Here is a 23,267-nt window from a genome sequence, read left to right as displayed (position 1 = left end):
CCAGGAACCCACTAGGCTGAACCACATGGCACAGGACAAGATTCAGAGGCGCTCCTCCCCGGGAGTGCGCAGCATGTCGGCGCGACTCGCGCGGTCGTTGACCGGGAGCAGAGTCCGGACGAACCCTGTGCTGGATCCGGTGCTGTCGATTCACCGCCAGTTCCACCCCAAGGCCGACGCCGTCACCCTCACCCGCGCCTACGAGCGCGCCGAGGAGCTGCACCAGGGCGTCTACCGCAAGTCCGGCGACCCCTACATCACCCACCCGTTGGCGGTGGCGGCGATCTGTGCGGAGATCGGCATGGACACCACCACGCTGGTGGCGGCGCTGTTGCACGACACGGTGGAGGACACCGACTACAGCCTGGAGCAGCTGACCGAGGAGTTCGGCCCGGAGGTCGCCCGGTTGGTGGACGGGGTGACCAAGCTGGACAAGGTCGCCCTCGGCGCCGCGGCGGAGGCGGAGACCATCCGCAAGATGATCGTGGCCATGGCCAACGATCCGCGGGTGCTGGTGATCAAGGTCGCCGACCGGCTCCACAACATGCGCACCATGCGGTTTTTGCCGCCCGAGAAGCAGGCGAAGAAAGCCCGGCAGACCCTCGAGGTCATCGCCCCCTTGGCGCACCGGCTGGGCATGGCGTCGATCAAGTGGGAACTCGAGGACCTGTCGTTCGCCATTTTGTACCCGAAGAAATACGACGAGATCGTCCGGCTCGTCGCTGACCGGGCGCCGTCGCGGGATCGGGCGCTGCACGAGATCATCGACCAGACCACCGCGGCGTTGCGGGAGAACGGCGTCAGCGCGGAGGTCCAGGGGCGCCCCAAGCACTATTGGTCGATCTATCAGAAGATGATCGTCCGGGGCCGCGACTTCGACGAGATCTTCGACCTCGTCGGCACCCGCGTGCTGGTCGACTCCGTGAAGGACTGCTACGCCGCGATCGGCGTGGTCCACTCCATCTACTCGCCGCTGCCCGGCCGGTTCAAGGACTACATCTCGAACCCACGTTTCGGCGTATACCAGTCGTTGCACACCACGGTGATGGCCGGCAGCGGACGTCCCCTGGAGGTGCAGGTGCGCACCCACGAGATGCACTACAACGCGGAGTTCGGCGTCGCGGCGCACTGGCGCTACAAGGAGACGAAGGGCTCCCACAAGGGCGACCAGAATGAAGTCGAGCAGATGTCCTGGATGCGTCAGCTCCTGGACTGGCAGAAGGAAGCCGCAGACCCGAACGAGTTCCTCGATTCGCTGCGTTACGACCTGTCGAGTCAGCAGATCTTCGCGTTCACCCCGAAAGGTGACGTGGTGAACCTGCCCGCGGACTCCACCCCGGTGGACTTCGCGTACTCGGTGCACACGGAAGTCGGGCACCGGTGCATCGGGGCCAAGGTCAACGGCAAGTTGGTCGCGTTGGAGTCCCCGCTCAAGTCGGGCGACCGGGTGGAGATCTTCACCTCCAAGGACGCCAACGCCGGGCCGTCGCGGGACTGGCAGGATTTCGTCGTCTCGCCGCGGGCGAAAGCGAAGATCCGGCAGTGGTTCGCCAAAGAACGCCGCGAGGAGCACCTGGAGGCCGGCCGCGACGCCCTGGCGGCGGAGGTGCAGCGCGGCGGGCTGCCGATGCACCGCCTGTTCACGGCGGATTCGATGAAGCAGGTGGCCAAGCAACTGCACTACCCGGACATCGACGCGCTGTACACGGCGATCGGCGCGGGGCATGTCTCCGCCCAGAACGTCATGCACCGGCTGATGGCGATCTTCGGCGACGAAGACGACGCCGTCGACGCACTCGCCGCGCGCACCCCGATGTCGGAGATCATCAACACGCGGGCGAAGGTGGCGGACGCCGGCGAGGGGATTCTCGTCGAGGGAAGCCCCGACGTCATGGCGAAGATGGCCAAATGTTGCCTGCCGGTCCCCGGCGACGAGATCTTCGGTTTCGTCACCCGGGGCGGTGGCGTGTCCGTGCACCGCACCGACTGCACGAACGCGGAGAAATTGCGGCAGGAGCCGGAACGCCTGATCCGCGTCGAGTGGGGCGGGATGGACAGTGCTGCGGGCGCTTTCGCGGCGACGCTGCAGGTGGAGGCGCTGGAGCGGCAGGGGCTGCTGGCGGAGCTGACGCGCGTGCTCAGCGAACAGCACCTGTCCATCGTGGCGTTGGATTCCCATGTCTCCGATGACCGGATCGCGATGATCAAGTTCACGATCACGGTCTCGGACACCAAGCAGCTGGGCACGTTGATGACCACGTTGCGCAACACCGAAAGCGTCTTCGACATCTACCGCGTCAACGCTTGACGGGCCGCGCCTGCGGGGGCGGGGAGCGCTTGACGACGTCCGCCCGCCACTTCTAGACAGCCGCCTGACCATGAGGTGACGGAGGTGGAATCTGGTTATACCTTTATTGGCCGGCAGATGAATTCTTGGCGTAGCCACGGTAAAGGCACAGGAGAAGGGGAGTCCTCCCCATGCCTAGCAGGGAAAAGTCAGCTAAAAGTTGACTGTTCCTTATTAGTTTTTCCACGTTTCAGGAGTACCTCCCCGTGCATAAGTTCCGTCGCTTCGGTCGTCTGCTGGCCGCGACCACGACCACCAGCCTTGTCCTCACCGGCGCCGCCGTCGCCGGTGCGCAGGAAGACACCACCGTCGACTTCTCCGTCACCAACATCACCGACTTCCACGGATACCTGGTCGAGGACGAAGACATCGCAGAGGATGGTTCCGCGGATTCTCCGCTCGGCGCAGCGCGTCTGGCCGCGCTGATGGACTACGTCGGTCAGGACAACGAGGCCCAGATCCGTACCACCTCCGGCGACAACGTCGGCGGATCCGCGTTCGTCTCCGCGATCTCGGACGACGTCTACACCCTCGAAGCCCTCAATGAAATGGGCATCGACGTCTCCGCAGTCGGCAACCACGAGTTCGACAGCGGCTTCGACGACCTGCAGGGCCGGATCCAGCAGGATTCCGATTACCCGATCTTGGGCGCCAACGTCCTCGGTGCGGACGGCGCCCCGGCGCTGCCGGCCTCGCACGTCATTGAGGAGCAGGGGGTGAAGGTCGGCTTCATCGGCACCGTCACTCAGCAGACTCCGAACAAGGTCTCCCCGGCCGGCGTCGAAGGGCTGACCTTCACCGATCCGGTCGCGGCGGCCAACACTGAAGCCACCCGCCTGAAGGAAGCCGGGGAGGCGGACGTGGTCATCGTCCTACAGCACGAGGACATCCAGGCCTTCAACGCCTTCAACGACGACGTGGACGCGGCCTTCGGCGGCGATTCCCACCTGCGCTACAACAACGGCACCGACTTGGCACAGAGCCACGAATACGGCAAGGCGCTGTCCGAGCTGGAGTTCACCTACGACACCGCCACCGGTGAAATCACCGAGCAGTCGATCACCCAGTACGACTACACCTCCGGGGGCGTCGCAGGATTATCGGTGGATCCGGTGGTCGCCGAGACCGTCGCGAACGCCGAAGCACAGGCGGCTGTCTTGGGCTCTGAGGTCGTCGCGAGCATCGAAAACGACTACCTGCGCGGAAGTAACCCGGGCGCTGAAACCGGCTCCAACCGCGGCACGGAATCCACCGCCAACAACATGCTGGCCGAGTCCAACCTGCGGGCGATGAATGCGTTTTTGGGCAGCGACGTCATCGACCTCGGCGTCATGAACGCCGGCGGCGTCCGCGCCGACCTGCTGGCCGGAGACGTCACCTACGAGGAGGCCATGACCGTCCAGCCGTTCGGAAACAACCTCGGTTACGCCACCGTCACCGGCCAGGCGCTTCTGGACGCCCTTGAAAACCAGTGGAAGGGCCCGGAGGAAGGCCGCCCGCGCCTGTCACTGGGTGTGTCCGACAACGTCTCCTATATGTATGACCCGACCGCAGGGCAGGGCGAGCGCATCATCAACGTCATGATCAACGGTGAGCCGCTCGACCCGGCCGGGGAATACACTGTGGCCACCGCCAGCTTCCTCTTCGAGGGCGGCGACGGGTATTTCGAGCCGACCGAGTTCACCGACGTCGGCTACTTGGACGTCACCGCCTTCACCGATTACCTCGGCAACGACAACGGCCCGTCCTACCGCGCCGGCCAGGCTGAAGTCGGCGTGACCGGCCTCGAGGGCCTGACCGCGGGCGAGACCGCCACCCTGGAGCTGACCTCCCTGAGCTACTCCTCCGAGGGGGAGCCGGACGCCACCACCGTCACCGTGGACGGCTTCGGTCAGACCGCCACGGCAGAGGTGGACAACACTGCCACCGAGGCTGACGCCGGATACGGCGAGCAGGGGCGCGCGACCGTCGAGATCGAGGTTCCGGCCGACGCCGCCGGCGAGCACACTCTGACTATCACCACCGACGCCGGCACAGAGATCGCCGTCCCGGTCACCGTCGGTGCGACAGACACAACCCCGGAAGAGCCCGAAGATCCGGGGCTGCCGGATACCGGCAACCGTTTTATTGACGCCCTGCTAGCTATCGTGGCCACCGTCGGCGGTGTCTTCGGTGGTCTGCTGGAGGGAGTGCAGCAGTTTTTCGAGGCACTCGGTCGTCTGAGCAGCTAAGCATGTGACCTGCTCTGCCGACTGCATGATTCAGTACACAACAGTTGGTTATAGATTAAACACTGAAGGCGTGGTTTCTGAACTGTTCAGAAACCACGCCTTCAGTGTTTACAGCACCCTCAGAATAGCGAGCGTGAGGGCTAAAAACAACGGCACTCCGGTTCGAGGCAGTTTTCCGCCTGATCGAATCGGGGTGTGCAAAATTCTCTATGCGTTCAGAGAATGAAACGTCACTTACTTGAAGTAACGGTTGAAGAAAGCAAAGGCCGCAGAGAGCGCAGAGATCACAGCGGTGAAGACACCGATCCATGCCTTGATGTCAGTCGGGTTGGCATCAGAAGAGGAGGAGGATCCCTCTTTATTCTCTTCCTTCTCGGTCTCGTCGCCGCCGGTCTCGCCTTCACCGCTGGGGCCGTCTTCGACGTTGCCGTTCTCGCCTTCGCCGGGCTCACCGCCATTGTCGGTGGCCTCGACCTCTTGATCTTCAACCTTGGTATTCTCCTGCGCGGAAACAGCGGCGACGCCAGTGAAAGACACGGCGGCGACGGTGGCGGCGGCGATCAAGCCTTTGCGAATGTTCATGCGGGGTCCAATCCAGAAGGGAGACAGGGGATCACAAGGAAGTGTAGACGAGTTTTACAGCTTCGCAAACATTGCCACATCCTGCTTCATACGTGGGGAGACCAGGGGTTCTGTAGAGAAAAGCCCCCTAAAAACATATAGCCCGCTGCCGAAAGGGCAGCGGGCTATATGGCGACTTAAGTCTCGCCATGATTACGTTTGGTGCAGATTAGGCCATGAACTTGCTGATGAAGCCAGCCAGAGCGGAAGCAGCACCGATGATGGCGGTGAACACGCCGAGCCAACCCGTAACATCCTCAACGTCGATGTCGGAGGAGCCACCGTCAGTGACCTCTCCGCCTTCCTCTTTCTTATCGTCGTTGCTGCTGCCCAGGGAAGAGGAGCTGCTGCCCTTATCGTCGTTACCGTCGGCGGCCAGGATGAACTGGCTGGACTGGTTGGTGTCGGTGGCCGGCTCCGCAGCGGAGGCGACGCCGACACCGGCGGCGGAGACAGTGAGGGCGGTGGCGGCGGCGACGAGGCTCTTGCGCAGGGTCATGGGGTTCCTAACCGTGGAAATATAGGGGGACAAAGACAACGAGCTGGACTTTACTTCCTTACTAAGCAGTAATCAAGGAAAACTCAGGAAAATATAAGATAAGGCCAGCTCGCTGCTCAGGCGTTAAGCGACGTCGGCGGATTCGATACGCACTTCCTCCGCCGGGGCGCCGTCGCCCATGCCGCCCTGCACGCCGGTCTCTGCGATGGCGTCCAGCGTCGCCAGACCCTCCTCGGAGATCTGGCCGAAGTAGGTGTAGTTCGGCTGTAGCGGGGAATCGTCGTAGTTGAGGAAGAACTGGGAGCCGTTGGTGTCCGGGCCGGCGTTGGCCATGGCGATGGAACCACGCGGGTAGACGACCGGGCTGCTGGTGTCCTCGGCCTCATCGGTCGGGTATTCGTTCGGGAACTCAAAGCCCGGGCCGCCGGCGCCGGTGCCGGTCGGGTCGCCGCACTGCAGGACATGCAGGCCGGAGGTGGTCAGGCGGTGGCAGACGGTGTCGTCGTAGAAGCCTTCGTCCGCGAGGTGCTCCACTGCGTTGACGGTGCACGGGGCGACGGTGCGGTCGAGTTCCATGCCGATCTCGCCCTGGTTGGTGGTCAGGTTCACCGTGACGGTGCCCTCCGCGGAAATATCCTCGGTCGGCGGGAGGGTCGCGCCGTTGGTGTCTTCGCCGGTCTCCTCGTAGGTGCAGGACACCGTCGCCGGCAGCGCCTCATTGCGCTCCATCGACAGCACCTGGAAATCTTCCTGCTCCGGGGTGGGGGCGGCGGTGGTCTCGTCGTCGGCCACGACGGTTTCATCGCCGGGCTGGGTCGCCAGGTACAGGATGCCGCCGGCGATGGCCAGGATGATGACGGCGGCCGCGGCCGCGACGATCCAGGGGCCACGCTTCTGCTTCCGGTCGCGGGCCTTCAGTTCTTTTTCGAGGCTGTTGAGCGCCTGTTGTCCGCGCTCTTTGTTGCTGCTCACCTGAATGTGTTCCTCACCTGATCGATCGGGGTACTGACGCCGGCCGAAATACGGTGCAGGCGCCAGAGGGGGCTGCCGGGTAATTCTAGCGGGCGGAGCGGCAGACAGCGGAGGAGAGGGCGGGCCGATGCGAAACTCACTAAGGTAGTGGGCATGGCTAACGTTAAATTTTCTGATGATCCCACCACCACCGTCGGCGAGCTGCCTGCCGTCGGCACGCACTTGCCGCCGTTTGAACTGACCGACGGCGAGCTCGGGGAGTTCTCCTCCGAGAAGTTCGCCGGCAAGCGCCTGGTGCTGAACATTTTCCCGTCCCTGGACACCGGCGTGTGCGCCGCTTCGGTCCGGGAATTCAACAACCGCGCCGCCGATTTGGACAACACCGTCGTGCTCGGCGTGTCCAAGGACCTGCCGTTCGCGCAGTCCCGCTTCGTGGGCGACGAGGGCATCGGCGACGTCACGATGGGATCCGCCTTCCGTTCCTCCTTCGGCGAGGACTTCGGCGTCACCCTCGAGGGCTCCCCGCTGAAGGGGCTGCTGTCCCGCGCGGTCGTGGTCACCGACGCCAACCACCAGGTCATCTACACCGAGCTGCTCGAGGAAATCACGCAGGAGCCGAACTACGACGCCGCCGTCGACGCGCTGAAGTAACGCTTTCGCCGGCGTCGTCACGCAGGACGCCTGCCCCGCCCAGTCGCCGGCCGTTTCGCGGTCGCCGGCTGGGCGTTAGACTTACCGGCCATGAAGCTCTCGGGATTTGCCGCCGGCCCTTATAAAACAAACACCTACCTGCTGGAGAACGACGGCACGGTGGCCGTCGTCGACCCCGGCATGCACACCCACGACCGGATCGTCGCCCACCTCAGCGAGAATTCCCTGACGCTGGAGGCGATCATCCTCACGCACGGCCACCTCGATCACACGCGCGACGCCGGCGACCTGGCGCGGCGTTTCGACGTGCCCGTCTACATCCACCCCGAAGACGCCTTCATGCTGGAAGCCGGTAAGGGCGGTTCGCCGCAGACCCGGGCGATGTTCGACGCGGACAAGATGACCCCGGTCGACGACGTGCGCGACCTCGTGGCGGGGGAGACGGCCACCTTCGTCGGCCACGACTTCGAGGTGCTGCACGCTCCGGGGCACTCGCCGGGGTCAGTGCTGCTGGTGACCGAGGAGTTCGCGATCGTCGGCGACGTGGTGTTCCGAGGCTCCATCGGGCGCACGGATCTGGCGTTCTCCGACCCGGCGGCGATGGACGCGACGTTGCGCGGGCCGGTGTGGGGGTTGGCGGATAAGCTGGCGCTGCTGCCCGGCCACGGCCCGACGACCACCATGCGCGCAGAGCGGGTCAGCAACCCCTTCCTCACCTCGTTGGGGCAATGACCTGGTCGGCCCGACATACGGGGTAGAATGAGCGCCCGTGAGCGACAAGCAGAAATTCCAGGCCCTGTCGGCGCCCAAGGGCGTGCCCGACTACGTTCCTCCGACTTCAGCGACCTTCCTCGCGGTGCGCGACGAGTTCGTGCGTCAGGCCCATCTGGCCGGCTTCCAGCACATTGAGTTGCCGATCTTCGAGGACACGAGCCTGTTCGCCCGCGGCGTCGGCGAATCCACCGACGTGGTGTCCAAGGAAATGTACACTTTCGCCGACCGCGGGGAGCGCTCCGTCACCTTGCGCCCGGAGGGCACCGCGGGCGTCATGCGCGCGGTCATCCAGCACAACCTGGACCGCGGTCAGCTGCCCGTGAAGCTGAACTACTACGGCCCCTTCTTCCGCTATGAGCGCCCGCAGGCCGGCCGTTACCGCCAGCTGCAGCAGGTCGGCATTGAGGCCATCGGGGTCGACGACCCGGCGCTGGACGCTGAGGTCATCGCGCTGGCGGACCGTTCCTACCGCAGCCTTGGCCTGACCGGTTTCCGCCTGGAGCTGACCAGCTTGGGCGACGAGAACTGCCGTCCGGCCTACCGCGAGGCACTGCAGAAATTCCTCTTCGACCTGCCGCTAGACGAGGAGACCCGCGAGCGGGCGGAAATCAACCCCTTGCGCGTCCTCGACGACAAGCGCGAAGAGGTCCGCGAGATGACCGCCGACGCCCCGCTGATGCGCGATCACCTCTGCGACGACTGCCGCGCGCACTTCGACACGGTGCTGGGTCTTCTCGACGACATGGGCGTGGCTTATGAGCTCAACCCGCGCATGGTCCGCGGCCTGGACTACTACACGAAGACCACCTTCGAGTTCGTCCACGACGGGCTCGGCGCACAGTCGGGCATCGGCGGCGGCGGCCGTTACGACGGTCTGATGGCGCAGCTCGGCGGCCAGGACCTGTCGGGCATCGGCTACGGCCTGGGTGTCGACCGCACCGTCCTCGCCCTGGAGGCGGAAGGCATTTCCCTCGCCGCGGCGGAGCGTCGCGTCGAGGTCTACGGCGTCGCGTTGGGGGCGGACGCCAAGCGTCGCATGGCGCTGCTCATCGACGAGCTGCGCACCGCCGGGGTCACCGCGGACATGGCCTACGGCGACCGCGGGCTCAAGGGCGCGATGAAAGGCGCCAGCCGCGCGGGCGCCCGCCTGGCGCTGGTGCTCGGCGAGTCCGAGCTGGAGTCCGGCACCGTGTCCGTGAAGGACATGGCGGATCAGTCGCAGCAGCCGGTGGCGCTGACTGACGTGGTCACCGCCATTCAGGCGGCCCTGTCCGAGTAGGCCCCTTGGGGGCAAAGACGATCGCCCACTCCGCGCATGCGGGGTGGGCGATCGTTATCGTTATGCGGGCAGGGAAGCGGGCTACTTGCTGGGAGTGCCGTCGAGCCCCTTGAGCATCTCCGCGAACGGGGTGATCTCATCGTCGGCTTCGAGCACGCCGGTCTTGCGACGTCGCTCGGTGCCCTGTCCCTCAGCGGTGACGCCGCCGAGGCCGCCGACGGCGCTGGCGGAGTCGACCATCATGTCGGCGAGCTCTCCGGCCGCGCGGTGGATGCGGCGTTCGAAGGCGGCGCCTTCGGAGCTGCCGAAGTCCTCGGTGGCGGCAAAAAGGCTGGTGGGGGCGACGCGGGAGCGCAGGTAGACCAGCAGCGGGCGCACGGCGAACTCCAGGACGAGGGAGTGGCGGGCGCTGCCGGCGGTGGCGGCGATGATCGTGGGCATGCCGTTGAGGGCGTCCTGGTCCAAGACGTCGAAGAACATTTTGAACAGCCCGGAGTAGCTGGCCTTGAACACGGGGGTGACGGCGATGAGTCCGTCGGCGGCCGACAGGTCCCGCTTGATCTCGTCGAGGCGCTGCGTGGACATTCCGGTCGACATGACCTGGGCGAGGTCGTTGATGATCTCGCGCAGTTCGACGACCTTGACCTCCAATGCTTCGCCCCGGGCGGTCACGGCGGTGGTGACGGCGTCCGAGATGCGGTCGGCGACCTGGCGGGTGCTCGACGGATTGGAGAGGCCGGCCGTGACGACCATGAGTGTGCGCATTTCTTCCCCTGTACCTACTTGAAAGTTCAATCTAGACTGCTCTGTCCAACGCTATCATACGGAGTGGTCGGACTAAATCGTGTAGCTGTCCTGAATGCCGTCGGCGCCCGGGGTGATCCGGAAGTGCGGGTGGTTGCGGTCGGCGCTGAGGGAGGCGTGGGTCGGCGGGCCGGAGGGGACGTGCTCCGGCCGGCGGGCCGCCATGCGCTTGCGCAGTTCCGGCACGACTTGGGTGCCCAGGATCTCGATTTGGTTCAGGACGGTCTCCAGCGGCAGGCCGGCGTGGTCCATGAGGAAGAGCTGTCGCTGGTAGTCGCCGACCCAGTCGGCGAACTCCATGGTGCGCTCGATGACCTGCTCGACGGTGCCGACGGTCAGCGGCGTCATCTCGGTGAACTCCTCCAGCGTCGGGCCGTGGCCGTAGACGGGGGCGTTGTCGAAGTAGGGGCGGAACTCCCGCTTGGCCTGCTCCTCGGTGTCGGCGATGTAGACCTGGCCGCCGAGGCCCACGATGGCCTGGTCGGCGCGGCCGTGGCCGTAGGCCTCGTAGCGACGGCGGTACAGCGAGACCATGCGGGTGATGTGTTCTTTGTTCCAGAAGATGTTGTTGTGGAAAAACCCGTCGCCGTAGTAGGCGGCCTGCTCCGCGATTTCGACGGAGCGGATGGAACCGTGCCAGACGAACGGCGGGACGCCGTCGAGCGGGGCGGGGGTGGAGGTGTAGCCCTGCAGCGGGGTGCGGAATTTCCCTTCCCAGTTGACGGTCTGCTCGCGCCACAGTCGGCGCAGCAGGTGGTAGTTCTCGATGGCCAGGGGGATGCCCTGACGGATGTCCTTGCCGAACCACGGGTAGACCGGGCCGGTGTTGCCGCGGCCCATCATCAGGTCGACCCGCCCGCCGGACAGGTGCTGCAGGAAGGCGTAGTCCTCGGCGATCTTCACCGGGTCGTTGGTGGTGATCAGTGTGGTGGCGGTCGACAGCTGGAGCTTTTCGGTCTTGGCCGCGATGTAGCCCAGGTGGGTGGTGGGCGAGGAGGGGACGAAGGGCGGGTTGTGGTGCTCGCCGGTGGCGAAGACGTCTAAGCCGACCTCCTCGGCCTTGAGCGCGATCTGGGTCATCGCGTTGATGCGCTCATGTTCGGTGGGGGTGGTGCCGGTGGTGGGGTCGGTGGTGACGTCACCGATGGTGAAGATGCCGAACTGCATGGTGGGATGTCCTTGTGCTTTAGGGGGGCCGTTTAACTTTATGGGTGCTACTCAACCACCAACTTTATGACGTGTCAACAAAGGGGTGGTTGTGCCTGCGCGCGTTTCACCTGAGCGGGCTGACCGCCTCGACCAGCGCTGCGATGTCTGACCCGCCGATGACCCGCACCGGCCGATGATCGGCGCGACCGACCTCCGTGATGATCGCCGCCCGCGGCAACGGCTTCCCCTTCGGCGGAGTGGTCAACGCCTCCAACGCCTCCTGGGCCAACACGTCGCGGGGCAAAAAGACCGCGTAATCCGAGGACTCCGCGTAATCCAACACGTCGCGCACCGTGCGCCCGTCCAAATGGTCGTTGTCGTCCAAGTCCGCCGCCACCCACCGGGCGATCGTGTTCGTGGTCAGCAAATCGACGCAGCGGCCGGTGTCATACACCGGAAACTGGGAGATCGTGGTGGTCCGCAGAATCTGCAGCGCGACGCGAATGTCATCGCCGGGGGAGACGGTCACGACCTGTTGATCGCCGAGCACGGACATGGCCGTCGGCGGATCATGCAGCGCATCGCGGATGAACTCGATCGCCGCCACCGTCTCCGGCAACGGTTCCGCGATCGGCCGATAGTCCCGATAAGGGCCGTGGCTGATCGCGTTGCGCAGCTGCGCAAATTCCTGCAACTCGTCGGCGAAAGCCTCGTTGATCACACTCCGGCGCCTGGCCTGGCCGACCATCCACCGAAAAGAATCGCTGCGCTTGGCGTCCAGCATGTCGCGAAGATGCGCCTCGATGTCATTGAAGGCGGCCAGAAACGGAACGGCCCGGTTGGGCGGGGCGGAACTCATGGCCCCGACTGTAATGAGGGACAGCCTGCTCCGCTGAGTGGGCTCTGGCAGAATCGACCGCCATGACCGGTTCCTTCCCCGCCCCGGAGATCACCGAGGAGCAACTGCGCACGCTGACGTGGCGAGCCGAATCCGTCGTGGCGACCGCGCGGCGGGCCCGAGAGCGCATCCGGCACCTGAGCAGCGTCTCGCAACGGGGCCTGGCCACCGGGAACCTCGGGGCCTACCACTTCGACGACGATGAGTCCGCGGACCTCATCTACCTCGTTCCGCCGTGGCGGGTCGACTGGCCGGAGTCCATGTACGAGCTGGCGGCCGCGCAGCGCCGCCCCGACCTGGCCGATGTGCTGGCCCAGCTGGTGGAAGCGGCCGCACCGGTGCCGGATCTGCTTGCCGACGCCCGCCACGCCGCCCCCGGATTCCTGCGGCGGCTCTTCGCCGCCGCCCGCACCACCCGGGCCCGGGAGGCCGCCCACCGGCTCAGCGGGCTCCTCGAGGACCTAGAACGCCGCCGTCTGCCCGCGCAGGTGGGCAAGCTGTTGGACGATCTGGACCAGGCAGTGCATACACAGCGGCGCGGCGTGCATCTTTTTCCCGGCGCGCACGGCACGCCGGAGCGCCTCATGGATCAGGCGCGCACCGTGTTGCGTGACACCCTGGGAAAACACGCCGGTGAAGGGCGGGAACTGGCGCTCGTTCCGTTCCGTGCCGATGACTTGGTGGCGGTGACCGCGCGGGGCCGGCGTCTGCTTGCTGACCCGAACTCCGAGCCCGCTCTGAGCAAGCGTGCGGAAGAGCTGCTCGATGACCTGACCGCCGAGCACACCCGGGATTTTCTGGGCAAGTTGCCTGTGGAGGCGTTGCGGGCGGCCACCGCCGAGAGAGTACGCACCGACGGGTTGGACGCCGTCGGCGTGACCAGCGTCGCCGACGTGCTCGACGCCCCGGAGGCGCTGTTGCGGCAGGTGCCGGGCATCGGGGAGCGCACCGCCGCCCGGATCAAGGCCGCGGCCAGGACGATGCATCGTGAAGCGGCGGCCACACACAGCACGAGCATCGGCGAGCGCTGGAGCGCCACGGCCGGACAGCTGGTGGAGGCGCTCGCCCGGTTCGACGCCGGGGACCGTTTCGACGACGTGGAGCGTGCCCGCCGCGACCGGGTGCTGGAATACGCCGGCGTGATGCCCGCGGGCGTGGAGGGAGGGTGGTGGGCCGCGGCGATCACCGGCTCGCAGACCACCAACGGCCTATGGCGCCGTTTCACCGACGATCTGGCCTGGGCGCAGGCACACCCGCGGCTGATGGAGCCGGTGCGGCTGCGGGAGGTGGTCGCCGACCCGTGGGCGGACTACCTCGCCCGCCCCGCCCATTACCAGGGGCTGCTGGTCACGCTGCTGCAACGCGAGGTCGAAGGCGGCGAGGACCTCGACGCCCCGACCCTGGAGGCGGTCCGCGCGCTGCAGCTCGACCGCACCCATCTGGACGAGGAACTGCACCTGCGCGGTTACCAGTCTTTCGGCGCGCGTTTCGCGGTGGTGCGCAAGAAAGTGATCCTCGGCGATGAGATGGGCCTGGGCAAGACGGTGCAGGCCTTGGCCGCCGCCAGCCATGTCGCGGCAGCCCGCGCGAGTGAGCTCACCCGCATTCTCGTGGTATGTCCGGCGGCCGTGGTGGTCAACTGGATCCGGGAAGCCAGGTCCTTCACCCGGGGCATGCCGATCTACCGCGCCCACGGCGACGGCAAAGAAGACGCCGTCGGCGCCTGGCGGGGCACCGGCGGCATCTGCGTGGTCACCTACGACGGCGCCCGCACCATGGACCTGGGGGAGCCGGAATTCGTGGTCGTCGATGAGGCGCACCAGGTGAAAAACCCGCAGGCACAACGCTCCGTGGCGGTGCGCGCCCTCATCGACGCCGCCGACCACGCCATGCTGCTCAGCGGCACCCCGCTGGAAAACCGGGTGGAGGAGTTCGCCACGCTGGTGGGCTACGTCGCCCCCGACCTGCTCAGCGCCGGCATGGAGACAATGAACGCCGCCGATTTCCGGGCCCACATCGCCCCGGCGTATCTGCGCCGCAACCAGGCCGACGTGCTGGATGAGCTGCCGGAGAAAACCGAGGGCATAGACTGGATCGACCTGCACGAAGCAGACCAGGCCCACTACGCGGCGGCCGTGGCGGGAGGCAACTGGATGGCCGTGCGGCGCGCCCCCATGACCACCCCGGACGCGGCGCCCGCCAAGCTGGGCCGCATCCACGAGATCGTGGACGAAGCCCACGAGGCCGGCCGGAAAGTCCTCGTGTTCTCTTTCTTCCTCGACGTCCTCGAGCGCCTGACGCACTCCCTCGGCGGGCGCGTCGTGGGAACGCTGACCGGGTCGGTGTCGCCGACGGGGCGCCAAGAGCTCGTCGACAAGCTCGCCGCGGCTGAGCCCGGGGCGGTGCTGCTCGCCCAGATCAACGCCGGCGGCACCGGTTTGAACATCCAGTCCGCCAGCGTCGTTATCCTGGCGGAACCACAGGTCAAGCCCTCAACTGAGGCACAGGCCGTCGCGCGCGTGCACCGCATGGGACAGACCTCCACGGTGATGGTGCACCGGTTGATCGCCGAAGACACCGCCGAGGAAAAGCTTCTGGCCGCGGTCGGACGTAAGACGCAGATCTTCGACGCCTACGCCCGCCGCTCCGATGCGGCCGAGGTGCACGACGCCGTCGACGTCACCGAAGCGGACCTCGCGGCCCAGATCATCGCCGCAGAGCGGCAACGATTGGGACACGCCCCAGAGCAGTGAGGTCGCGCCGGGACCGTGGCCTGCCACCGGACTAACTGGTGTACACGCCCCGGTCGAGGGTGTCGCAGGAGCCCATCTGCCCGGTCTCGTAGCCGGCCATGAACGCGTCCTGGCGCTGCTGGGACGACCCGTGCGTCCACTGGTCCGGGTTGACCTCACCGCCGGAACGCTGCTGAATGTTGTCGTCGCCGACGGCCCGGGCCGTCTCAATCGCGCTGGCCAGCTGCTCTTGCGTGATCGGCTCCAGCATCGCGTCCTCGCCCTCGTCCGCATAGTGCGCCCAGACGCCGCCGTAACAGTCCGCCTGCAACTCCAACGCCACCGCCGCCGACGTCGGCCCCGGATCGTTGTAGTTGCTCAGGCCGAGAGTGCCCTCCAGATTCTGGATGTGATGGCCGAATTCATGCGCGACGATGTACATCTGCGCCAGCGGGGCGTTTTCGGCGCCGAACTGCTCCATCTGGTCGAAGAAACTGACGTCGAGGTAGGCGGACTCATCGGCGGGGCAGTAGAAGGGGCCGGTCGCGGCTGAGGCCGCGCCGCACCCGGTGGTGGTCTGCCCCTGGAAAATCTCGATGCCCGGCACCGAGTACTCCAACCCGGCCTGGGCGGGCAGGACGTCGACCCACACCTGATCCAGCGACGTGGCCGTGGCCTCGATGCGACAGTCGGTGTAGGTGTTCGCGTCTTCAATGGTCTGGCAGTGCGCCAGCGTGTCGCTGTCCCCGAGCGGCAGTTGCTCCTGCTGTCCCTGTCCCGTGCCCAGCAGGTTGCCCAGCTGCGCCGGGTTTCCTCCGAGCAGAAGAAACAACCCCACGAGCACGAGGCCACCGAGGCCGCCGCCCACGCCGATGGCCGTGCCCCGGCCCCTGCCCCCGCCGGAGCGTGCCCGGTTCGAATCGTAACTCGCGTCACTTCTGAAGGTCATAGGCCTAAATATGCCATAGCTTTCGCCCGCTCCACAGGGACACTCGGTGGGGCCACGACTTCCGGGTCAACAATGGGCAGGTAGACTTTGTGCCGACTCAAGCCGAACGAACGACACTTGGAAGGACGTGGAAACACCGTGCTGCGTACTCATCTAGCCGGAGATCTCCGCAAAGAACTAGCCGGAGAATCCGTCACCCTGACCGGTTGGGTGGCTCGCCGCCGCGATCACGGAGGCGTGATCTTCATCGATCTCCGCGACCGCTCGGGCTACGCCCAGGTGGTCTTCCGCGAATCCGCCGTCGCCGAAGCCGCCCATGACCTGCGCAGCGAATACTGCGTCCAGATCACCGGCGTGGTCGAGCCGCGTCCGGAGGGCTCCGAAAACCCGAACCTCGCCTCCGGCGACATCGAGGTCAACGTTTCCGAGCTGATCGTGCTCAGCGAATCCGAGGCCCTGCCCTTCCAGATCGAAGACGCCTCCGGCTCCTCCGAGGTCGGCGAAGAGACCCGCCTGAAGCACCGCTACCTGGACCTGCGCCGCCAGCGCCAGGCCGAGGCCATCCGCCTGCGCTCCCAGGTCAACAAGGCCGCCCGCACGGTCCTCGACAACCACGACTTCCTCGAGATCGAAACCCCGACGCTGACCCGCTCCACCCCCGAGGGCGCCCGCGACTTCCTCGTCCCGGCGCGCCTGAAGCCGGGCAGCTTCTACGCCCTGCCGCAGTCCCCGCAGCTGTTCAAGCAGCTGCTCATGGTCGGCGGCATGGAGCGCTACTACCAGATCGCCCGCTGCTACCGCGACGAAGACTTCCGTGCCGACCGCCAGCCGGAGTTCACCCAGCTCGACGTCGAGATGAGCTTCGTGGACCAGGAAGACGTCATCGCCCTGGGCGAGGAGATCATCGCTGAGCTGTGGAAGCTGATCGGCCACGAGGTCACCACCCCGATCCCACGCATCACCTACGCCGAGGCCATGCGCCGCTACGGTTCCGACAAGCCGGACCTGCGCTTCGACATCGAGATCGTCGAATGCACGGACTTTTTCGCCGACACCACCTTCCGCGTGTTCAAGAACGAGTACGTCGGCGCCGTCGTCATGGACGGCGGGGCCTCCCAGCCGCGTCGCCAGCTCGACGCCTGGCAGGAATGGGCGAAGCAGCGCGGCGCCAAGGGACTGGCCTACATCCTGGTCGGCGAGGACGGCGAGCTGTCTGGCCCGGTGGCCAAGAACATCACCGACGCTGAGCGCGCCGGGATCGCCGAGCACGTCGGCGCCAAGCCGGGCGACTGCATCTTCTTCGCCGCCGGCGAGACCAAGTCCTCCCGCGCCCTGCTCGGCGCCGCCCGCGGCGAAATCGCCGAGAAGCTCGGTCTGATCAAGGACGGCGACTGGGCTTTCGTGTGGGTCGTCGACGCCCCGATGTTCGAGTCCGCCGCGGACGCCACCGCCTCCGGCGACGTGGCGCTGGGCAGCTCCGCCTGGACCGCGGTGCACCACGCGTTCACCTCTCCCAAGCCGGAATACCTGGACAGCTTCGACGAGAACCCGGGCGAGGCCCTGGCGTATGCCTACGACATCGTCTGCAACGGCAATGAGATCGGCGGCGGTTCCATCCGTAACCACCGCCGCGACGTGCAGGAGCGGGTGTTCTCCGTCATGGGGATCGGTGAGGAGGAAGCCCAGGAGAAGTTCGGCTTCCTGCTCGACGCCATGAACTACGGCGCTCCGCCGCACGGCGGCATCGCCTTCGGCTGGGACCGCATCGTGTCCCTGCTCGGCGGCTTCGATTCCATCCGCGACGTCATCGCCTTCCCGAAGTCGGGCGGCGGCGTGGACCCGTTGACCGACGCTCCGGCCCCGATCACGGCGCAGCAGCGCCGCGAGGCCGGCCTGGACGCCAAGCCGAAGAAGGATGCGAAGGAGCCGGTGAAGTAACCGGTCTTCCCCGGGCCACCTCTTGTGGCCCGGGACAACGGTGCGCGCACTGGCCGACTCCGCCAGTGTGCGCGCCGCCAACCCGGTGGCGTGACCTGCCCGCCGCCAAGGAGAATGAGAGTGCCCAGCGACCAAGAAATCGTCGACATCGCCCAGGATCTGCTGTCCGACCGTTTCGGTGACCCCCAGCACCTGTCCGAGATCGAGCCGTTGTCCGGATCGGGATCCGCTGTGGTCCTGCGCGCGAAATCGGCGCCCTCTCCGTTCTTTCAGTACCGCTCCGTGGTGCTGAAGTTCATCCCGGAAACCGGCGATCCGCTCGATGACGTGGCGCTGCTGCGCGAGATTGCGGCGTACCAGTTCACCAACGCCCTGTCGGAGGAGATCCGGCCGGGGCCGGTGCTGTTGGCCCACGACGTGGACCGGCGCATCATCGTGCTCTCCGACTCCGGCGACGGCGACACGTTCGCGCACCTGCTGGAACGGGAAAACCAGGAGGAACGGGTCCAGATCCTGCGCAACCTGGGGGCGTCGCTGGGCCGCATGCATGCCGGCACGGCAGACAAACAGGACGCCTTTTACACGCTCATCTCGCGTATTCTGCGCAAGCACCCGGACGCCGCGAACCTGCACACGGAACGCGAACAGCTCTTCGCCCGGGCCATCGAGACCGGCTTGAAGACCCTGGAGCACGCCGGCCTCGCCACCCCGGAGTTGGTGCGCGAATTCTCCGTCCAGGCGGAACACCGCCTCACCGGCGGAGGGTCCCGCGCCTTCACCCCTTTCGACCTGTCGCCGGACAACATCATCGTCGCCGACCGCACCCAGTTCCTCGACTACGAGTGGGCGAATTTCCATGACGTCTCCTTCGATCTGGCCTGCGTCATCGCCGGCTTCCCGCAGTACCTGTCGACCCATCCGATCAGCGATGACGAGGCCGCGGCATTCGTCGAGGCCTGGGTCGCAGAGGTGGGGGAGACGTGGCCGAACGCGAAGAACGAGGACTTGCTGCACGCCCGCATCCTGGCCGCTCTCGTGGGGTGGGCGAGCGCGTCGGTGGCCATGATGCAGTACGGCACCCTTGGTGCGGCCGGGGAACACGCCTCCGGTGATGATGTGCTGCCGACCGGGGTGGACGCCCTGCTGCGCCCGGCGGACGTGGGGCCCTTCGAGGTCGACGAGTTGCTGGCCCGCCGCGACCTCTACGAGACTTTTGAGGCGTTGGCTCGTTTCACCCGCGCGAGCAAGGACCCGAAGGACGAGGTCGTCGCCGTGTGGGCCACTGACGTGGCGGAGCGGGTCCGCACCCCGAGAATCACCTAGGAGAGGCACCCCGACATGTCCCAAGACGCCCTATTCGACGCCGGACCGCCCGGCCAGGAACCGGACGGGGCGGGAGCGCGCGGTTCCACCTTCTTCCAGGCGGGGCCGGGGGCGCCGCTGGCCGCGCGGATGCGGCCGCGCACGCTGGACGAGATCGTCGGCCAAGACCACCTGCTCGGCGAGGGCAAGCCGTTGCGCCGGTTGGTGGAAGGCTCCGGCGAGGCCTCCGTCATCCTGTATGGCCCACCCGGCACCGGGAAGACGACGGTGGCCTCCCTGATCGCGGCGGCGATGGGGCAGAACTTCGTCGGCCTGTCCGCGCTGAATTCCGGGGTGAAGCAGGTGCGCGCCGTGATCGACCGGGCCCGCCGGGACCTCATCGACGGACAGCGCACCGTCTTGTTCATCGATGAAGTGCACCGATTTTCCAAGACCCAGCAGGACGCGCTGCTGGGGGCGGTGGAAAACCGCACTGTGCTGCTGGTGGCGGCCACCACCGAAAACCCCTCCTTCAGTGTGGTCTCGCCGTTGCTGTCGCGCTCCCTGCTGCTGCAGTTGCGTTCGCTCGAGCCGACTGACCTGCGCACGGTCGTGGGCCGGGCGTTGGCCGACGAACGGGGCCTGGGCGCTCGTGTCACCGCGGACGAAGACGCGGTGGAACAAATCGTGCTGCTGGCCGGCGGCGACGCCCGCCGCGCCCTGACCTACCTCGACGCGGCCGCGGAATCGGTGGCCGACGGCGGCCGGCTGGATCTGGAGACCGTCACCAATAACGTCAACCGCGCTGTCGTGCGCTACGACCGGGACGGCGACCAGCACTACGACGTGGTCAGCGCGTTCATCAAGTCCATCCGCGGCTCTGACGTCGACGCCGCGTTGCACTACCTGGCGCGGATGCTGGAGGCGGGGGAGGACCCCCGGTTCATCGCCCGCCGCCTGGTGGTCCACGCCTCCGAGGACATCGGGATGGCGGATCCCACCGCGTTGCAGACCGCCGTCGCCGCGGCCCAGGCCGTCCAGCTGATCGGCATGCCGGAAGGACGGTTGACGTTGGCACAGGCGACGATCCATCTGGCGACCGCGCCGAAGTCCCCGGCCGTGATCAACGCGATCGGCAAGGCGCAGGCCGACGTGCAGGCGGGTAAAGCAGGGGCGGTGCCGGCACACCTGCGCGACGGGCACTACGAGGGCGCCAAAAAGCTAGGTAACGCCGTGGGCTATAAGTTCCCGCACGACGACCCGCGCGGCGTGGTCACCCAGCAATACCTGCCGGACGAGTTGCGCGACGCCGTCTATTACGAACCCACCGACCATGGCGCGGAGAACCGGATCCAGGGGTTTTTGGGACGGCTTCGTCGCATCGTCCGGGGGCGGGGGTAGAGTAAGGCGCTGTCAACAATTCGCCGACCATAATGCCACGGAGGACCTCGACGTGCAGACCCATGAGATCCGGGACCGGTTCACCAACCACTTCGTCACAGCCGGCCACACCGCGGTGGCGAGTGCCTCGCTGCTCCTGGACGACCCGACCCTGCTGTTCGTCAACGCCGGCATGGTCCCGTTCAAGCCATATTTCCTGGGCCAGCAGAACCCTCCCTTCGACAACGGCACCGCCACCTCGATCCAGAAGTGCGTGCGCACCCTGGACATCGAGGAAGTCGGCGTGACCACCCGCCACAACACCTTCTTCCAGATGGCGGGCAACTTCTCCTTCGGCGCCTACTTCAAAGAAGGCGCCATCACGCACGCCTGGGCGCTGCTGACCAATCCGGTGGATCAGGGCGGTTACGGACTCGACCCGGAGCGCCTCTGGGTGACCGTCTACCTCGACGACGACGAGGCCGCCGAGATCTGGGAGAAGAAGATCGGCGTGCCCGCCGAGCGCATCCAGCGGATGGGCATGGAGGACAACTACTGGTCCATGGGCGTGCCCGGCCCGGCCGGCCCCTGCTCCGAGATCTACTACGACCGGGGCCCCGAGTACGGCGAGGAAGGTGGCCCGGCCGTCGACGACGGCCGCTACCTGGAGATCTGGAACCTCGTGTTCATGCAGTACGAGCGCGGCGCCTCCGACAGCGAAGACGACTACCCGATTCTGGGTGAGCTGCCGAAGAAGAACATCGACACCGGCATGGGCGTCGAGCGCGTCGCCTGCATCCTGCAGGGCGTGGACAACGTCTACGAGACCGACCTGCTGCGCCCGGTCATCGAGGCCGCCGAGAAGGTCACAGGCACCACTTACGGCGCGAGCGAGGAAGGCGACGTGCGCTTCCGCGTCATCGCCGACCACGCCCGCACCTCGATGATGCTCATCCTCGACGGCGTCACCCCCGGCAACGAAGGCCGCGGTTACATCCTGCGCCGCTTGCTGCGCCGCATGATCCGCTCCGCACGGCTGCTGGGCGCCACCGGCGCCACCGTCGAGACGTTCATCTCCACGATCATGGACACCATGACGCCGTCGTTCCCGGAGATCATCGACAACCGCGAACGCATCCTGCGGGTGGCCCTCAACGAGGAAAAGGCGTTTTTGAAGACCCTCGAGTCCGGCACCAAGCTCTTCGACGAGACCGCCGCCGCCGTAAAGAACTCCGGCAAGTCCGTCGTCGGCGGCCACGAGGCCTTCGAGCTGCACGACACCTACGGCTTCCCGATCGACCTGACCCTGGAGATGGCCGCCGAGGCAGGCCTGGAAGTCGACATGGCGCAGTTCGACGCAGAGATGCAGCAGCAGCGTGACCGGGCCAAGGCCGACAGCAAGGCCAAGAAACACGGCCACACCGATGAAACCGTCTACCGCGAGTGGGTGGACGCCCACCCGACCGAGTTCATCGGCTACAACGAACTGACCGCGGAGGCCACCGTTCTCGGCCTGGTCGCTGACGGCGCCTCCGTGACGTCGGCCCCGGCCGGAACCGACGTCGAGGTCATCTTGGACGCCACCCCGATGTACGCCGAGTCCGGCGGACAGCTGGGCGACCGCGGCCGCCTGGTGGCCGGCGACACCGTCCTGGAGGTGGCGGACGTGCAGAAGATCGGCAAGAAGATCTGGGTGCACAAGGCCACCGTCATCGCCGGCGGCGTGGAGCTGGGCATGAAGGTCAACGCGGAGGTCGACGAGAACTGGCGCCACGGCGCCCGCCAGGCGCACACCGCCACCCACCTCATCCACGGCGCCCTGCGCCAGGTGCTCGGCCCCACCGCCGTCCAGGCGGGCTCCCTGAACCGCCCGGGCTACCTGCGTTTCGACTTCAACTACACCGAGCAGCTGTCTCCGGACCAGCTCGACGAGATCGCCCTGATCACCAACCAGGCCGTCGACACCGACTGGTCCGTCAACACCATTGAAACCACCCTCGACGAGGCGAAGGCGATGGGCGCGACCGCGCTGTTCGGCGAGACCTACGCCGACGACGTCCGCGTCGTCGAGATCGGCGGGCCGTTCTCGATCGAGCTCTGCGGCGGCACCCACGTCGACACCTCCGCGCAGATCGGCCCGGTCGCGGTCCTCGGCGAAACGTCCGTCGGCTCCGGCGCCCGCCGCATCGAGGCCTACTCGGGCCTGGACGCGTTCAAGTACTACTCCAAGGAGGCCGCTCTGGCCTCCGGTCTGGCCTCGAACATGAAGGCCAAGACCGAGGAGCTGCCGGGCCGCATCGCCCAGCTGACGGACCGGCTGAAGGCCGCGGAGAAGGAAATCCAGAACCTGCACCGCCAGCAGCTCACCGCCCAGACCGGGCAGCTGCTGGAGCGGGCGGAAACCGTCGGCGACGTGCGACTGCTCATGGTCAAGCTCGACGGCGTCGCCGCCGGCGACCTGCGCACCGTCGCCACGGACCTGCGCGGCCGACTGAAGGGCGAAACCGCCGTGATTGTTTTGGCCAGCGACGTCGACGGCAAGGTTCCGTTCGTCGTCGGCGCCACGCAGGCAGCGGTGGACAAGGGCATCAAGTCGGGTGACCTGGTCAAGCTCTTCGGCGAATACGTCGGTGGCCGCGGCGGCGGCAAGCCGGATATGGCCCAAGGTTCCGGCAACGACGTCGCTGGTGTGGAAGCAGGCTTCAGCGCCGTCCGCGACCGGGTGGCAAATTCCTGAGAAT

General features: G+C 66.6%; 17 protein-coding genes. 10 read left to right on the top strand and 7 right to left on the bottom strand.

Going from position 1 to position 23,267, the window contains the following annotated elements; all coding sequences use genetic code 11:
• The first annotated feature begins 25 nt into the window (after positions 1 to 25).
• Together B841_RS07465 and B841_RS07460 are read left to right on the top strand one after the other, a co-directional pair.
• Positions 26 to 2,308, top strand: coding sequence for a RelA/SpoT family protein (locus B841_RS07465; protein WP_020934882.1), 2,283 nt, complete (start codon positions 26 to 28; stop codon positions 2,306 to 2,308).
• A 245-nt stretch (positions 2,309 to 2,553) separates the two neighbouring features.
• Positions 2,554 to 4,578, top strand: coding sequence for a bifunctional metallophosphatase/5'-nucleotidase (locus tag B841_RS07460; protein WP_020934881.1), 2,025 nt, complete (start codon positions 2,554 to 2,556; stop codon positions 4,576 to 4,578).
• Positions 4,579 to 4,812: 234 nt separating this feature from the next.
• Here the strand turns inward: B841_RS07460 and B841_RS07455 are convergent, their stop codons facing one another.
• From B841_RS07455 to B841_RS07445, 3 genes are all read right to left on the bottom strand, one after another.
• Complete coding sequence (locus B841_RS07455) at positions 4,813 to 5,160, bottom strand: hypothetical protein (RefSeq protein ID WP_020934880.1); 348 nt, start codon at positions 5,158 to 5,160, stop codon at positions 4,813 to 4,815.
• Positions 5,161 to 5,368: 208 nt separating this feature from the next.
• Positions 5,369 to 5,698: a hypothetical protein gene (locus tag B841_RS07450; protein ID WP_020934879.1), complete on the bottom strand. Its 330-nt coding sequence runs from the start codon at positions 5,696 to 5,698 to the stop codon at positions 5,369 to 5,371.
• Between the two features lie 123 nt (positions 5,699 to 5,821).
• The gene (locus B841_RS07445) at positions 5,822 to 6,670 is read right to left on the bottom strand and encodes a peptidylprolyl isomerase (protein WP_020934878.1); all 849 of its coding nucleotides are present in this window, start codon (positions 6,668 to 6,670) and stop codon (positions 5,822 to 5,824) included.
• Positions 6,671 to 6,823: 153 nt separating this feature from the next.
• On the opposite strand from B841_RS07445, the gene tpx reads away from it, so the two are divergent.
• From tpx to hisS, 3 genes are all read left to right on the top strand, one after another.
• Positions 6,824 to 7,321 (top strand): thiol peroxidase, encoded by a 498-nt coding sequence (tpx, locus tag B841_RS07440; protein ID WP_020934877.1) that lies wholly within the window; start codon positions 6,824 to 6,826, stop codon positions 7,319 to 7,321.
• A gap of 90 nt (positions 7,322 to 7,411) precedes the next feature.
• The gene (locus B841_RS07435) at positions 7,412 to 8,053 is read left to right on the top strand and encodes an MBL fold metallo-hydrolase (RefSeq protein ID WP_020934876.1); all 642 of its coding nucleotides are present in this window, start codon (positions 7,412 to 7,414) and stop codon (positions 8,051 to 8,053) included.
• A 37-nt stretch (positions 8,054 to 8,090) separates the two neighbouring features.
• Positions 8,091 to 9,374 carry a histidine--tRNA ligase gene (gene hisS, locus B841_RS07430; protein WP_020934875.1) on the top strand — a complete coding sequence of 428 codons (1,284 nt, stop codon included), beginning with the start codon at positions 8,091 to 8,093 and terminating at the stop codon, positions 9,372 to 9,374.
• Positions 9,375 to 9,455: 81 nt separating this feature from the next.
• On the opposite strand, the gene B841_RS07425 is transcribed toward hisS, so the two are convergent.
• The 3 genes from B841_RS07425 to B841_RS07415 form a co-directional block, all read right to left on the bottom strand.
• Positions 9,456 to 10,139, bottom strand: coding sequence for an FMN reductase (locus B841_RS07425; protein ID WP_041631819.1), 684 nt, complete (start codon positions 10,137 to 10,139; stop codon positions 9,456 to 9,458).
• Between the two features lie 72 nt (positions 10,140 to 10,211).
• Positions 10,212 to 11,345 (bottom strand): LLM class flavin-dependent oxidoreductase, encoded by a 1,134-nt coding sequence (locus tag B841_RS07420; RefSeq protein WP_020934873.1) that lies wholly within the window; start codon positions 11,343 to 11,345, stop codon positions 10,212 to 10,214.
• 106 nt (positions 11,346 to 11,451) lie between these two features.
• Positions 11,452 to 12,186 (bottom strand): CBS domain-containing protein, encoded by a 735-nt coding sequence (locus B841_RS07415; RefSeq protein ID WP_020934872.1) that lies wholly within the window; start codon positions 12,184 to 12,186, stop codon positions 11,452 to 11,454.
• A gap of 62 nt (positions 12,187 to 12,248) precedes the next feature.
• Between B841_RS07415 and B841_RS07410 the strand changes: the two genes are divergently transcribed.
• Positions 12,249 to 14,978, top strand: coding sequence for an SNF2-related protein (locus B841_RS07410; RefSeq protein WP_020934871.1), 2,730 nt, complete (start codon positions 12,249 to 12,251; stop codon positions 14,976 to 14,978).
• Between the two features lie 31 nt (positions 14,979 to 15,009).
• On the opposite strand, the gene ypfJ is transcribed toward B841_RS07410, so the two are convergent.
• Entirely contained in the window at positions 15,010 to 15,906 is an 897-nt protein-coding gene (gene ypfJ, locus B841_RS07405) for a KPN_02809 family neutral zinc metallopeptidase (protein ID WP_084482001.1), read from the bottom strand.
• Positions 15,907 to 16,044: 138 nt separating this feature from the next.
• On the opposite strand from ypfJ, the gene aspS reads away from it, so the two are divergent.
• The 4 genes from aspS to alaS all read left to right on the top strand — a co-directional run bounded on the left by aspS (position 16,045) and on the right by alaS (position 23,263).
• A complete protein-coding gene (gene aspS / locus B841_RS07400) occupies positions 16,045 to 17,844 on the top strand; it encodes an aspartate--tRNA ligase (protein WP_020934869.1) in 1,800 nt (599 codons plus the stop codon).
• 120 nt (positions 17,845 to 17,964) lie between these two features.
• Positions 17,965 to 19,167, top strand: coding sequence for a phosphotransferase family protein (locus B841_RS07395; RefSeq protein WP_020934868.1), 1,203 nt, complete (start codon positions 17,965 to 17,967; stop codon positions 19,165 to 19,167).
• A gap of 15 nt (positions 19,168 to 19,182) precedes the next feature.
• Positions 19,183 to 20,547 (top strand): replication-associated recombination protein A, encoded by a 1,365-nt coding sequence (locus B841_RS07390; protein ID WP_020934867.1) that lies wholly within the window; start codon positions 19,183 to 19,185, stop codon positions 20,545 to 20,547.
• A gap of 52 nt (positions 20,548 to 20,599) precedes the next feature.
• Positions 20,600 to 23,263 carry an alanine--tRNA ligase gene (gene alaS / locus B841_RS07385; protein ID WP_020934866.1) on the top strand — a complete coding sequence of 888 codons (2,664 nt, stop codon included), beginning with the start codon at positions 20,600 to 20,602 and terminating at the stop codon, positions 23,261 to 23,263.
• The last annotated feature ends 4 nt before the right edge of the window (positions 23,264 to 23,267 follow it).

The organism is Corynebacterium maris DSM 45190 (genome assembly GCF_000442645.1).
In the GTDB taxonomy this organism is placed as follows: Bacteria; Actinomycetota; Actinomycetes; order Mycobacteriales; family Mycobacteriaceae; genus Corynebacterium; species Corynebacterium maris.
Note: the sequence above shows the minus strand (reverse complement) of the source record. Positions and strands in the feature narration are given on the sequence as shown.

Coding starts and splice junctions, on each gene's coding strand:
- B841_RS07390 (WP_020934867.1), top strand. CDS start 19,183: ATGTCCCAAGACGCCCTATTCGACGCCGGACCGCCCGGCCAGGAACCG.
- B841_RS07435 (WP_020934876.1), top strand. CDS start 7,412: ATGAAGCTCTCGGGATTTGCCGCCGGCCCTTATAAAACAAACACCTAC.
- B841_RS07425 (WP_041631819.1), bottom strand. CDS start 10,139: ATGCGCACACTCATGGTCGTCACGGCCGGCCTCTCCAATCCGTCGAGC.
- B841_RS07420 (WP_020934873.1), bottom strand. CDS start 11,345: ATGCAGTTCGGCATCTTCACCATCGGTGACGTCACCACCGACCCCACC.
- tpx (WP_020934877.1), top strand. CDS start 6,824: ATGGCTAACGTTAAATTTTCTGATGATCCCACCACCACCGTCGGCGAG.
- B841_RS07455 (WP_020934880.1), bottom strand. CDS start 5,160: ATGAACATTCGCAAAGGCTTGATCGCCGCCGCCACCGTCGCCGCCGTG.
- B841_RS07465 (WP_020934882.1), top strand. CDS start 26: ATGGCACAGGACAAGATTCAGAGGCGCTCCTCCCCGGGAGTGCGCAGC.
- B841_RS07450 (WP_020934879.1), bottom strand. CDS start 5,698: ATGACCCTGCGCAAGAGCCTCGTCGCCGCCGCCACCGCCCTCACTGTC.
- B841_RS07410 (WP_020934871.1), top strand. CDS start 12,249: ATGACCGGTTCCTTCCCCGCCCCGGAGATCACCGAGGAGCAACTGCGC.
- ypfJ (WP_084482001.1), bottom strand. CDS start 15,906: ATGACCTTCAGAAGTGACGCGAGTTACGATTCGAACCGGGCACGCTCC.
- B841_RS07415 (WP_020934872.1), bottom strand. CDS start 12,186: ATGAGTTCCGCCCCGCCCAACCGGGCCGTTCCGTTTCTGGCCGCCTTC.